The organism is Methanoculleus frigidifontis, assembly GCF_030464345.1.
GTDB lineage: Archaea > Halobacteriota > Methanomicrobia > Methanomicrobiales > Methanoculleaceae > Methanoculleus_A > Methanoculleus_A frigidifontis.
On record NZ_VCYH01000003.1, the window covers coordinates 199,490 to 212,010 of the forward strand.

Genomic DNA, 12,521 nt, shown 5'->3' on the forward strand with positions numbered 1-12,521 from the left:
TATCCCACTCACCTTGACCTCGGGCTTGTGTCGACGCACCAGTCCATCCACTGCGCCGATCTGAGAGCCTTTGCAGTGTCGTCGTCCACACCGTAGACGTTCTTGTAGAAGTCCAGCAGCCATTCCCCAAGATCGATGTCGGCAAACCGCTCCGGGTACGCCGCCTTGGCGATTACCATCACGTCGATCGGATACTCGAGGCGTTTGTCGCTGTTGCAGGGTGTCCAGGGAAGGGCATGGACACGGTGATCCTTTACCGCAGAGAGTTCTGCGACGTTCTGGTAGTAGGGTGCCGAGTAGAGCTCTTCAGGTGGGTGGTAGCCCCATGCAGTACAGAGCACGATGACGTCGGGGTCGAGTGCCAGAATCTGTTCCGTGCTGATGAGCTGGAATGTGCCTGACTCTGATCGGAAGGCGTTCTTCGCGTGCACGATATCCTCAATCATGTACGACTCGGTCGTTCTCAGACCGTGAGCGGTGCCTGCCGCTCCTTCTGCCCGGTGCTTGGGTGAGAGGCCGAAGACGAGTATGCTTGGGCGTTCGGATTCGGGTATGTCCAGAGTTCGTTCCTCCACCAGATTGACCTGCGATTCAAGGTAGTCGGAGAGCCGCTTCGCTTCGCGTTCTTTCCCGAAAACTTCGCCGAGAATGGCGATCTCATCCGATATGATCTCCAGTTCCGAATAGGCGTAACAGTTCGGGCTGTAGAGTACGATAAGGGGAATGCCGAGCGATTCAATGGTCTGAATCGTCTTTTGCGTTTTTTCATCGTCTTTGCTCATGAGACTGCCGCTTCCGACCCGGAGAATGACAACGTCGGGTTCGAGAGAGGCGACGGTCTCGTAGTTCATCGCTCCACCCCACTCCGCGACAAGTGGCAGGCTCATGATCCGGGGATTCAGGTAGGTGACCGGGTTCATCCCGCCTCTGTATTCGTAGGTTCCTCCGTCGACGGTCGGATAGGTATAGTTATAGTTTTTCTGGATGCATTTCGATCCGACGCCGACGATCGTCTCCTGCTCTCCGAATACGGTCATGACGCTTTCGATGAGGCCGTCGGAGACGGCGACGACGCGCTCGATCTTTACAGGCACCTGCACCGCAATCCCGCGGGAGTCGATGACCGTCCGGTAGCCGTTTTCGGCAGTATTCTGGCCCGATGTGTCTGCGGACTGTTCCGCCCCGACGCATCCCGAACAGAGAACGAGCAGAAACGCCAGAAGCAGGGCGATACTTGCCTGGCCATAGATATCACTCACTCGCATCCGTTCACCTCCCACCAGAGTTTCACCCGCGTTGCCATCCCGGAGAGCAGGAGGTCGCCGCCGTTCTGTGAGAGCGCCCCGGCGAGGTAGTTTCTGAGCACCATCTCCTGCTCGGGTGTCGAAACCGCATACTGCTCCTTGAATTCGGCGACCGCCGCTTCGAGGTTCGGGAACCTGCGGACGTGTTCCATCCGTGTGGTCTCGACGTTCGGGCAGATCCCTATCGAATAGAGGACGTTGAAGAGAACATCAGCCTTCGGCCCCCGCCGGTATTCCCTCCCGTGGAGGTGCGACCAGAGGTCGACCATCCCCTGCTCCCAGTTCGTCGTACCGGCAAACCAGAAGAGGTAGACCCATCGTGAGGATGCTTCGCACATCGCCTCGATCGCCGCCCTGATATCCGGCATCCCGAGTGAATACGACGCGACGACGATGTCGTACGGGCCTTCGAGATCGGCGGAGGGATCGATCTCCTCCCAGCGTTTCCGCACGATAGAGAGGTTCGATACGCCCTCTTCCGCAGCATATTCACCCATCACCTCGGTCATGCCCGCCGCCGGTTCGACCGCGGTGACGTGGGCGGCGACGCCCGCGAGCGGCACCGCCAGGGTTCCCGGCCCGGCACCGATGTCGAGTACCCGTGATTCGGGCCCGATCGGCAGCCCCTCAATGACGTGACGGATTCTGTCGGGATTTTCACGCGATTGATTCAGAAAACCGCGTGCTTTCTCCCGTGATTCCCAGATTGAAGCACATCCGCCGCAGCCGCGGCAGTGTATGTTCTCATCGTACTGTTCCTTCCAGACAGTGTTCCAGTCGATTTCGCTGTATGCCATTGGTATTCTCCAATAATTACGACAATTTTACGATTCTGCATCTACGTCGGCTCTCATCCTTCCGGTAACGTTCTCGCCTACCGGTATCAGGATCTCCTGGGCTCCGCACCGCTCTGCAACACAGCGCGGCATTACCATCTGCACCCCTTTCAGCGTTCGAACAGCGCACGCATCCCGGTAGATCATCTCGAGGACACCTTCTGATATCACGTCCTTCGGCTCGCCCTCGGCCACGATGGCTCCCTCTCCCACCACCACGACCCGGTCGCAGAACCAGGCAACGTGGTTCGGATCGTGGCTGCAGGCGAGGAGGGTCTTGCCGTCTTCGGCGACGTCACGCATGATCCGCCAGATCCGCATCTGATTCTGGAAATCGAGTGCGCTCGTCGGCTCGTCCAGGAAGAGTATCGGCGTATCCTGCGCAATGGCGCGAGCCATCAGAACCATCTGGCGCTGGCCGCCCGAGAGCTGGTTGTAGGGGCGGTCGGCGAATTCGGTGATATCGAGCGCGGCGAGTGCGTCCATCGCGATCTCCTTGTCGCGCCTTTTCACGCCGAAGAACCCCCCGAGGTGCGGCGTCCTGCCCATGAGAACGACCTCCCGCACGAGGTAGGGGAAGGGGGGTTTGTGCTCCTGCGGCACGTAGGCGATGAACCGTGCGAGCTGTTCGATCGAGTGCGCCGAGATGTCCTCGCCGCATATCCGCACCGTGCCTTTTTCGGCCCGCAGGAAGCGCAGGCAGCACTTGAACAGCGTTGTTTTTCCCGACCCGTTCGGACCGAAGAGACCACAGAGTTCACCTTCTCCCACCGAGAAGGAAACTCCCGAAAGAACGGGGAAATCCCCGTATTTGAAATGGATATCCTGAACATGCAGCATGGCACTCACCCGAAGATCACTCTGCCCTTATGGCGGAGCAGGTAGCAGAGGTAAGGAGCTCCGAGAATGGAAGTCAGAATTCCGACCGGGATCTCGGCCGTCGTCAGTGTCCGGGCGAGCGTATCGCAGACGATCAGGTAGCACCCACCCATCATCAGCGACGCCGGGATCACGAACCTGTTGTCCGGCCCGAGGATCATCCTCGCTGCGTGAGGCATCATGAGCCCGACCCACGCAATGATCCCGACAAGCGAGACAGCGAATGCGGTGATGGCTGTTGCGAACGCAATGACGACAAATTTGTATTTTTCGGGATTCACCCCGAGCGTCCGGGCTTCCTCGTCGCCCATAGAGAGAATGTTGAGTTTCCACCCGAGCCCCCAGAGGACAGCAAAGCTCACGATGACCGCGGGAGTGAGGAGGAGGACATCGTTCCAGGTCGCGTAGTAGAATCCGCCCATCAGCCAGAAGACGATCTCTCGCAGTGCCGTGTCGTTTGCGATATATTTGAGGAGTGAGACAAGGGCGGCAAAGATCGATCCGATGATAACGCCGGCGAGGATGAGGGTGATGATGGGTGTCTCGCCCCGGACACGGGCGAGAATGTAGGCGAGCGTGACGGCAAGTGCGCCGAAGATGAACGCAGAGATCTGGATCGAGAAGAATACTGCGGGAAAAACGATCCCGAGTGCTGCACCGAAGGCTGCTCCCGACGAAACGCCGAGGATGTAGGGCTCGACAAGCGGGTTTCTGAAGACGCCCTGAAAGACGGCGCCCGCAATGGCAAGCGCCCCGCCGACCGAGATGGCAAGGATGATCCGCGGTACGCGGATATCCCAGATGATTGTGTTGTGGAGTTTCGGCAGAGCGGCTACGTCGCCGAACGTAAGATGGACGAGAATCGTCCGGTAGACATCGGTGATCGTAATGTCGTACGCCCCCATGACGACGGCGATACAGGCCGTTACAAGGAGAAGGGCGGCAAGAGCAGCGAGAATGGCGATCTTCCTCCCCTCGCCGAATCCTTCGACGGGATCATAACCGAGATTGATAAGGATCTGTTTGAAGCCTGTTGATTCTGTCACGCGGAGTCCTCCCGCCTGTTTCGTGCGGATGTGTCTATGTGTGTAGCAATTTTATTTAAAATTGTAGCAATTGATGTGATTAAATTTATTCGAGGTCTCTAATAGTGCAAATCTATCTGAATTAAATACTACTTGTTCGACATATGATTATGAAACGTAACAAGTATATTGCAGGGTTATCTCTGCTTCTCATCTGTCTTTTCGGTGCGATCCTTGTCTGTGGATGCACGGGAACGACTGCCGACGCATCTGCGGAAGATGCGACCGGTACACGCACAATCACTGATATGCGTGGACGGACGGTGGAGATTCCGGCGACGATCGAACGGGTCGTCTGCATCGACGATGGGTTCGTCGAGGGCATTATGTACCGGTTCGGGATGCAGGATCGCGTTGTCGGGCTCGGCGGCGCGTGGATAAAGGACTATACATATTCCTTCGAGGCAACGGACGGCGGGACGTATGAGTACAAGAATGGTATGAACCCGGTCAGGTACCTTATCCCCGGCCTTGCCGACCTTCCGGTGCTTGTTGAAAGCGGTACCGGGATGAACTACGAGACACTCGCCTCCCTCGATCCCGATGTCATCTTCCTCCGCGAGGGGGCGTGGGCGTTCAGCGCAGGATCCGACGAAAATCTTGAAAAAACGATCCAGACGATCGATTCGCTTGGTATTCCGCTCGTCATCCTCGTCGGTCCGCCATATCAGGAAAGCCCGACCGTGGACAACATCGGTGATGAGATCCGGCTTGTCGGCGAGGTCTTTTCACGCCAAAAAGATGCCGATCAGCTGGCCTCCTATCTTGACGGACAGATCGGAGAGATCCGAGCACGCACAAAGGATGTTCCAGAGGACAAAAAGATCCGGATGATACAGTTAGGCCTCTCGCCGCGGGCCCGGCAGGGCGGCGGTGCCGCCATGGCATGGGGTGGCGATACAATTGAGTCGTACTTCATCGAAGAGATAGCGAATGCAAAGAACGCGTATAAGGGCACCGGGGCGTTTGTCGTCATCTCGACCGAGCAGATCCTGACACTCGACCCGGATGTGATCGTTCTCCCGACGGCACAGGGCTACCACCCTGCAAGCGAGCTCTACACTGCGCCCTACTACCAGAACTTGCAAGAGCTCAAGGCGGTAAAGAACCAGCGGGTCTATGCCCTCCCGTGGACGCCCTATAACTGGGCAAAGCGGCTCGAATACCCGATCGAGGCGATGGTGATCGCAAAGGCCGCGTATCCCGACCGGTTTGCGGACATCGACGTCGGTGAGTGGACGCTCGACTTCTACCGGCAGGTCTACGGGGTCGATGAAGCGACGGCGAAAGAACTCCGGTCGGTCCAGTGGCTGGACTGGATGGAGGAAGAAAACTTCTGATCTGTTCACAGACCGTGACTCTGACAACTCCCCATTTTTTCAATCCGAATTGGGCAGGGCAGCTTCGTCCAAAGACGAAGGAATCGTTCTGCCTCCTCCATGATCGCCCGATACGTCTTGCGTGATATGACTGCTTTCGTTCAGGTTCCAGTCACGGAACAAGGCTGTCCCTATCAGGTGATGGATCGGTCTCTGTGAGGATATGTTTCGGTACTCCCACCACTACCGGTGTAGCGAGTGCGCGATTGCGCGTACAGCGCTGAATCCAGACCTCGTCCGGCAGGGGAGGAGGGCTCTGTGCGGTATGGAGGGCGTTCTTCTGTAACATGTGGTTTTGCTGTCGACCTGGCCGGCATACGATCTCTAGATCTCGACGGCGCTCCGGAACGGTATTATGGCGGTGCTGGTCGTCGTGCTGGCGTACGGCCTTGGCTGGGGGTGAGAGGGCGGCTGTTTCTGAATCGGCATCTCCCCATGGATGAGGGAGGGGGCCTTCCGTGCCGTTTCGGTTAAGCACTCCTTAAATACCAGCAATTCCGGCCGAATCCGCCGAAAAAGCGACCCTCACAGAAGCCCACAGAAGGCCGATCTCGGGCCGACCCATACCAGCCATCCTGCGAAAATTACTCAGCCGCATATCGCCGATACGGCCGTATGATCCTGCCGTTTTGCGGCAATCGGGGCGCGATATGACGATTATTTCCAGAACCCCAATCCGACATCTGCAACCTTCGTTCAAATCGAAAAATAACCCTGATTTACCCGTATTTCAGGACGGAGAGAGGGCATGTCCTCTCACCCAAGCCCTGGCACGCCGTCCGCCGGAGGCGCTCGCACCGTGATCCGGATGGTGTCGCTCTGGCAGCTCGTGATCCGGACCCGCGCCGCGGCTGAACGTGACCGGAGGAGACCTCGCCGGACGGTTGGGCGACAAATCTCTTCCGGAGATCGGTGCCTCCGGTCTTTCTCCACGACCCGGCGGAGTAACTTTTAACGCGATGCGGGTAGAGATCATCACCAGCGCACCGGCAACGGCCTGCCGTATCCGTTGCCCGGAGAGTGTTCCGGACAGGAGGCATCCCGAATGCACACGGCAGAAATTCCCCGAAAAACCTGTTCCTTCAGGGTGTCACACCTGGCGGGATGTAAGACCCTTCGTCCCGGACGCTGCTGATCGCAGGGTATGCGTATCGGGCTATCGACATCTGGCTGCAGCCTTCTGCAGCAGCCGTCGGGTCACACCAGATCCTGCTGTTTTCGCGGAACAACCAGGACCTTGGAAGCACGCATGCACCGCACGTTCCGCACGGTGACGGGTCGTACGAAATCGGGCGCCTGCCGGCAGACGACGCTCTCCGGCGTGCGCGGAAAACCGGTGCACGATGTGATTATCAGAGACCGCTTTCCCGGAGAGAGAGCCATGCGACGACTCAAGCCCCACGAGAGAGAGTACCTCTCGGACCCCGATCGGTATACGTTTGATTCCTTCCGCACCCGCGTCCTCGACCCGCTCCCGCCAGCCGCCGCGCTCGGTATAGCGGACGAAGAACTGCTGAACTACTACGAAAACTCCCTCCGCCGGGACGGCCTTTTCGTGCTCCGGCTCGACCAGAGTGGGGATCACTACGAACGCCTGGAGCGCTACGTCGCAGAGACCGCACAGATACTCTTCACCGGCCGCCATGCCGATGCCAACCTCGCTGATTTTACCCGGTTCCGCCACGCCTGCTACCGGGCGCTCCACCCCTTCACGGAGAGCCAGAAGATCGCTATCCTCAAGAAGATCTGCCTCGAGACCGGGTGCGCCCCGGCGACGGTGGACGAGGCAGCGACCCTCTTTGCGGTCGGAAGCGGCCTCTTTGCGATGGAACTTTTTACCCGGCTTCGGGATGCGGGCACTGCGGACGCGTTCGCCGCGCGGCTCGGGGAGAGCGATCTCCTTGCCGACCTCGCCGCACGGCCGGTCCTTCTCTACCCCCTCTGGCCGCACCAGCAGCAGGCGCTCGAGGCCTGGCTGCGTGCCGGCGGCAGAGGTATCCTCGAGATGGCGACGGCGACCGGCAAAACGCTCGTGGGTCTCGCCGCCGCCCTGAAACTCTATGGGGTGCACGGCCGCCTCGAGGTGCTGGTGCTCGCCCATTCCCGCGCCCTGCTGAACCAGTGGCGGCGGGAGGCGATCGAAAAACTCGGGGTATCCGGCAGCACCGACACCGACTATACGGTGCCGCTCTCCTACGGCGACCGGTTCACGATCCGGTTCGAGACGCTCCAGAAGGTCTATCGCGCCCCGCACCGCTATCCGGCAGACCTCCTGATCGTCGACGAGGTGCACCACAGCGCCGGACTGGCGTTCCGAAAGGCTCTCTCCATCCCCGTGAAGTGGAAGATGGGTCTTTCTGCGACGGTCGAGGGAGCGGAACGCCGCCAGCCGCTCGATCGCGCCCTCGGCCCGACCGCCTACACGTTCACCCTCAAAGATGCCCGGGAGGGTGCGGTTATTCCGTCGTTTTCACTCCGCCTCCATACGACCTACCTGGACGTCCGGGAGAACGATGAGTTCCGCGAACTATCCGAGCAGATCGCCCGCGATCTCAGCCATATCAACAGCCGCCACTGCGAGATCGTCCGGCGGCTCTCGAACGGCCGCTTCGACCGGTTCGAGAGTCTCGGGGATTTCGTTGGCCTGATGCGGCAGCTCCGGTACCGGACGAGCGAGGTGCCGGAGGCGTGGTACCGGCTCGTCGGCCTCGTTTACCAGCGGCGCATGATCGTCCACCGGTCGGCGCCGAAGACAAGCCGGGCGATCGCCCTCGCCCGCCGCCTCGGGGCAACGAAGAAGTGCATTGTTTTTTCGATGGATATCGCAACCTGCGACGCCATCTACACCGCCCTCAAAGGTACGGTGGACGCCTACCGCGTCCACTCCGGGATACCGCGAAACGAGGTGCAGCGTTCCCTCGACCGGTTCCGGAAGGCGAAAGCCGGTGTCCTGATCGCACCGAAGATGCTCGACGAGGGTATCGACGTTCCGGATGCAGAGATCGGGATCAACGTCGCATCCGCGAAGACACGGCTGCAACTTGTGCAGCGGATGGGCAGGATCCTCCGGAAACGGCCGGGAAAAGAGCCGATCTTCCACCACTTCGTCGCCCTGCCGCAGGCCTACGTCGACGCGGAAGATGCGTTCGCCTACCAGAGCGATCTCGCCTGGATCCGGGACACCGCCCTCCTGCTGGAGGTGCCGGTTCTGCAGGCGCCGGACGAAGAGGAGGAAGAGGGCGTCGCCGGGCTCTGCCTGCGGAGCGAGGCGACCGTCCGCGACTACCTCAAAAGCCGCCGCTCCGTTGCGACGGACGACTTCGGCACTGTCCGGGTCGACGCGATCCTCGATGCTATCCCGGAGCGCCTCCGCCGCGATCTCGCCGGTTCGCTCGCATCCTGCACCGCGCCGCTCACCGACGAGGCATGGTATGCGCTGGCGAAGAGCGCCTGCCGGACCGGCGAGGCGGCGTGCCTGCCCGGCATGTACTGGCTCCTCGTCCTTGCCGCCCGCGACCCACAGGCTCTCCGTGACGTGCTCCTGACCGGCCTCGCTACGGCCGCTCCACAGAACGCGGTGCCTGCAGAACTCCCCGCAGATCGGGACGACAGAACGTTCCCTGTGGAGAAGCACGTCAGGGCGCTGGAACGGGCGGCGACCCCGGCGCAGGAGCGGGCTGCCCGCCGGCGGCTCACGGAGATCGGGTCGCCAGCCGTCCCGCTGCTGGTTCCCCTGATCACGTCGCCCCGCGACCAGGCGGCTGCCCGTGCCATCGAGGTGTTGGGGGCGATCGGCGATACACGGGCTGTCGACCCGCTCCTCCGCAGCCTCGCCGACCGCCGCCGCCCGGAGATCCGTGCCCGGGCCGCTCTCGCGCTCGGGAGGATCGGCGATCCGCGTGCCCGCCTCTCCCTGACGCGGGTGCTTAAAGACCGCGAGCCCGCCGTGCGGAAGGCCGCCCGGACTGCGCTCGACGCGATGAAGGGCAGTTAGGGTTACGAAAACCCCTTATCCAGCGTCTCCTGGCTCTCCGGGTTTAAGCCGATGACGTACACCGATTTGCCCTGCTGCTGGTACTTGTGGACGACGCGGGCGATCGCCTCGACGGCCGAGTGGTCCCAGACGTGGGAGTGGCTGAAGTCGATCCGCACCCGTTCCGGGTCGCCGGCGTAGTCGAAGAGCCCGATGAACGCCCGCATCGTGCCGAAGAAGAGCTGCCCTCTCACGGTGTAGACCTTGACGCCGTCGTCCCGGATACTGGCCGGCGCCGCGATGACCGATATCTTCCACCCGAAGATCAGGGCGGCGAGAACGACGCCGGCGAGAACCCCTTTTGCGAGATCGTGCGTGGCGACGACGATCGCGATCGTCAGAAGCATCACGGCAGCGTCGCCCGCCGGGATCTTGCGGATGTCCCGGATCGACTGCCATTCGAACGTCCCGATAGCAACGACGATCATGACGCCGACGAGCGCCGCCATCGGTATCTGCGCGACGATATCACCGAGCGCGATGATGAGAAAGATCAAAAAAAGCCCGGCGACGAGGGTCGAGAGCCTGCCGGTCCCACCGGACCTGACGTTGATGACCGACTGGCCGATCATCGCGCAGCCCGCCATCCCGCCGAAGAACCCGGCGACGCAGTTTGCAAGCCCCTGCCCCCGGACCTCGCGGTCTTTGTCGCTCTCCGTGTCGGTCATCTCGTCGACGATCGATGCCGTCAGGAGCGACTCGAGCAGCCCGACAATGACGAGCGTCAGGGAGTAGGGGAGGATGATCAGCAGCGTATCGAGGGTGAGCGGCACGGCGGGAAGGTGGAAGATGGGGAGCGCCCGGGTGATCGACCCGAGGTCACCGACGGTGAGGACCTCGACGCCGGAGGCGATGGCGGCGGCCGTGAGCACGACGATGGCGACGAGCGACGACGGGACGGCCTTCGTCAGCCGGGGGAGGAGATAGATGATGGCGAGCGTTGCCCCGACCATCGCGTACACCGCGAGCGGTGCGCCGATGAGGAACGGCACCTGGGCGAGGAAGATCAGGATGGCCAGGGAGTTGACGAATCCGAGGACGACGGAGTAGGGGACGAACGATATGAACCGGCCGACGTTGAAGAGGCCGAGGGCGAACTGGAGGACGCCGGTGAGGATCGTCGCCGCCAGGAGGTATTCGAGCCCGTGGTCGCGGACGAGCACGACCATGACAAGCGCCATCGCCCCGGTGGCGGCGGAGATCATCCCGGGCCTGCCGCCGGCAAACGCGATCACGACGGCGATGCAGAACGAGGCGTAGAGCCCGACCATGGGATCGACGCCGGCGATGATGGAGAAGGCGATCGCCTCCGGGATGAGGGCGAGGGCTACGGTCATCCCGGCGAGGGTGTCGCCCCGGACGTTGGAGAGCCACGCTTTCTTCAGCGCGTCCATATCTAACTGCACGTTCAAATTCACAAGAGATCCTCGAGTCAACGTAGTCGGAGGGGAGAAGCGTGCGGCGGGTGCCGCGAGTGGTTATTCATTTCTCCGGCCGGGAACTTGAAGGTTTTCCCAAGAAGCAGGCAGGCGGTGCGCCTCAGCCATCGGCATGCCTATATTGTGTGAGCGTAAACCATTGGGGGAACCCGCGTCTGCGGTGTCGTACCGCTTCCGGCAGATGCCGGATGTGTATGGTAGGCACGCCGGTTTATTGGAGGATTCTGGTATGTTTCGCACGATTCTGCTCGCTACTGACGGTTCGGAGAACGCCCGCCGGGCAACGGAGGCCGCAGTCGACCTTGTGGGGGAACTCGCCCACCCGGCGACGGTCGTGGTGGTGCACGTCGCCACCGCGCCGCCGGCGCAGTCCCGGCTGGTCCGGGCGAACTTCGACGTCCATACCCTCCTCGAGGAGGATGCCCGGCAGGCGGTGTCCGGGACGCTCGACCGGCTCGAGGCGGCGGGGCTTTCCTATACCCTGAAGGTCGCGCTCGGCGAGCCGGTCGCGGAGATCCTCGCTGCCGCGAAAAAAGAGAACGCCGACCTGATCGTCATCGGGAGCCGGGGGCTCGGCGCCATCCGCGGGGCGGTGATGGGCAGCGTCAGCCAGAAGATCGCCCAGACCGCCGACTGCCCGGTGATGATCGTCCGGTAGAGAGGCGTCTCTTTTTCCGCTGTGCCCGATCCGGACGCGGCGGTGGCCGGAATGACAATGTCCGCAATGTTGCCATGGTGTCAACCGGCATATCCGCCGGGCCCGGCGTATGGCGTTCTGCCTGGACGATATCAACTACCTGCAGGACGCGGAGACCTTGAACGGCGTGCTCTACACTCTGATCCGGACGTACGAGGAGTATCCGGGCACCCGGATGGGCGTGATCGCGACGCTCTCGGATGTGCACCGCGACCTGAAGGCGGAGCTCGACGCCTGCGTGACGTCGGTCTTCCAGCCGGCGGAGATCTCCTTCGACCCCTACACGGCCGGAGAAATGTGCGCCATCCTGAAGGAGCGGGCGGTGCAGGGCCTCTACCCGGGTGTGCTCTCCGCGGAGATGCTCGACTTCGTGGTGACGCAGACGATTGCGCCCTGGGACCTCCGGGTGGGGCTCGACCTGATCAAGTGGTCGGTGCTGCTCGCGGAGGCGGTCGGCAGGAAGGAGGTCCGCCGCGAGGACGTCTGCGCCGCGTACGAGCATTCGCGTTACGTGCACCTCGCCTGCACGGTGCGGACGCTCTCGGCGGCCGAGAAGCGGCTGCTCCGGCGAGGTCTTCCGGTCGGCGAAGGAGCGGATGCAGCTCTCGTATTCGAGTTTCTTTAACCGGCTTAAGAAGCTCGACGAGATGCGGCTGATCGATATGCAGCACCGGAACGAAGGGGGGATGGACGCGGGATATCGTGCTCTGGCATGAGAGGGCGTTGGTGGTGGCGGTGTGTGGGGGAGAGGGAGCCTTGCGGGTTTGAACCCGCGTTGTAACCTTTTCAAGGGTGGTGCGATGATCGCCGGGATATGTTTCGGTCAGTAGTATCACCCCGAAGAGAGATGCTATTCTATTGGTGAGATC

The 12,521-nt window shown here is 61.5% G+C and carries 9 protein-coding genes; 4 read left to right on the forward strand and 5 right to left on the reverse strand.

Features of this window, described 5'->3' with window-relative positions; translation table 11 throughout:
- Nucleotides 1-8: 8 nt before the first annotated feature.
- The 4 genes from FGU65_RS05815 to FGU65_RS05830 are packed head-to-tail and all read right to left on the reverse strand — an operon-like array spanning nucleotide 9 to nucleotide 4,065.
- Entirely contained in the window at nucleotides 9-1,265 is a 1,257-nt protein-coding gene (locus FGU65_RS05815) for an ABC transporter substrate-binding protein (protein ID WP_437344437.1), read from the reverse strand.
- Nucleotides 1,256-2,101 carry a class I SAM-dependent methyltransferase gene (locus FGU65_RS05820; protein ID WP_301663484.1) on the reverse strand — a complete coding sequence of 282 codons (846 nt, stop codon included), beginning with the start codon at nucleotides 2,099-2,101 and terminating at the stop codon, nucleotides 1,256-1,258. The genes FGU65_RS05815 and FGU65_RS05820 overlap by 10 nt, the downstream gene beginning before the upstream one ends.
- Nucleotides 2,102-2,128: 27 nt before the next feature.
- The gene (locus FGU65_RS05825; protein WP_301663485.1) at nucleotides 2,129-2,980 is read right to left on the reverse strand and encodes an ABC transporter ATP-binding protein; all 852 of its coding nucleotides are present in this window, start codon (nucleotides 2,978-2,980) and stop codon (nucleotides 2,129-2,131) included.
- 5 nt (nucleotides 2,981-2,985) lie between these two features.
- Complete coding sequence (locus FGU65_RS05830) at nucleotides 2,986-4,065, reverse strand: FecCD family ABC transporter permease (RefSeq protein ID WP_301663486.1); 1,080 nt, start codon at nucleotides 4,063-4,065, stop codon at nucleotides 2,986-2,988.
- A gap of 143 nt (nucleotides 4,066-4,208) precedes the next feature.
- Between FGU65_RS05830 and FGU65_RS05835 the strand changes: the two genes are divergently transcribed.
- Together FGU65_RS05835 and FGU65_RS05840 are read left to right on the forward strand one after the other, a co-directional pair.
- Entirely contained in the window at nucleotides 4,209-5,444 is a 1,236-nt protein-coding gene (locus FGU65_RS05835) for an ABC transporter substrate-binding protein (RefSeq protein WP_301663487.1), read from the forward strand.
- Nucleotides 5,445-6,864: 1,420 nt separating this feature from the next.
- The gene (locus tag FGU65_RS05840; RefSeq protein ID WP_301663489.1) at nucleotides 6,865-9,477 is read left to right on the forward strand and encodes a DEAD/DEAH box helicase family protein; all 2,613 of its coding nucleotides are present in this window, start codon (nucleotides 6,865-6,867) and stop codon (nucleotides 9,475-9,477) included.
- A 2-nt stretch (nucleotides 9,478-9,479) separates the two neighbouring features.
- On the opposite strand, the gene FGU65_RS05845 is transcribed toward FGU65_RS05840, so the two are convergent.
- On the reverse strand, nucleotides 9,480-10,922 hold the full coding sequence (locus FGU65_RS05845; RefSeq protein WP_301663490.1) for a SulP family inorganic anion transporter: 1,443 nt from the start codon (nucleotides 10,920-10,922) through the stop codon (nucleotides 9,480-9,482).
- Nucleotides 10,923-11,184: 262 nt separating this feature from the next.
- On the opposite strand from FGU65_RS05845, the gene FGU65_RS05850 reads away from it, so the two are divergent.
- Complete coding sequence (locus FGU65_RS05850) at nucleotides 11,185-11,613, forward strand: universal stress protein (protein WP_301663491.1); 429 nt, start codon at nucleotides 11,185-11,187, stop codon at nucleotides 11,611-11,613.
- Nucleotides 11,614-11,722: 109 nt separating this feature from the next.
- Nucleotides 11,723-12,277, forward strand: coding sequence for a Cdc6/Cdc18 family protein (locus FGU65_RS05855; RefSeq protein WP_301663492.1), 555 nt, complete (start codon nucleotides 11,723-11,725; stop codon nucleotides 12,275-12,277).
- The last annotated feature ends 244 nt before the right edge of the window (nucleotides 12,278-12,521 follow it).

Excerpts from the sequence above, each read along its gene's own strand:
- FGU65_RS05815 (WP_437344437.1), bottom strand. The coding sequence starts at position 1,265 with ATGCGAGTGAGTGATATCTATGGCCAGGCAAGTATCGCCCTGCTTCTG.
- FGU65_RS05820 (WP_301663484.1), bottom strand. The coding sequence starts at position 2,101 with ATGGCATACAGCGAAATCGACTGGAACACTGTCTGGAAGGAACAGTAC.
- FGU65_RS05825 (WP_301663485.1), bottom strand. The coding sequence starts at position 2,980 with ATGCTGCATGTTCAGGATATCCATTTCAAATACGGGGATTTCCCCGTT.
- FGU65_RS05835 (WP_301663487.1), top strand. The coding sequence starts at position 4,209 with ATGATTATGAAACGTAACAAGTATATTGCAGGGTTATCTCTGCTTCTC.
- FGU65_RS05840 (WP_301663489.1), top strand. The coding sequence starts at position 6,865 with ATGCGACGACTCAAGCCCCACGAGAGAGAGTACCTCTCGGACCCCGAT.
- FGU65_RS05850 (WP_301663491.1), top strand. The coding sequence starts at position 11,185 with ATGTTTCGCACGATTCTGCTCGCTACTGACGGTTCGGAGAACGCCCGC.
- FGU65_RS05855 (WP_301663492.1), top strand. The coding sequence starts at position 11,723 with ATGGCGTTCTGCCTGGACGATATCAACTACCTGCAGGACGCGGAGACC.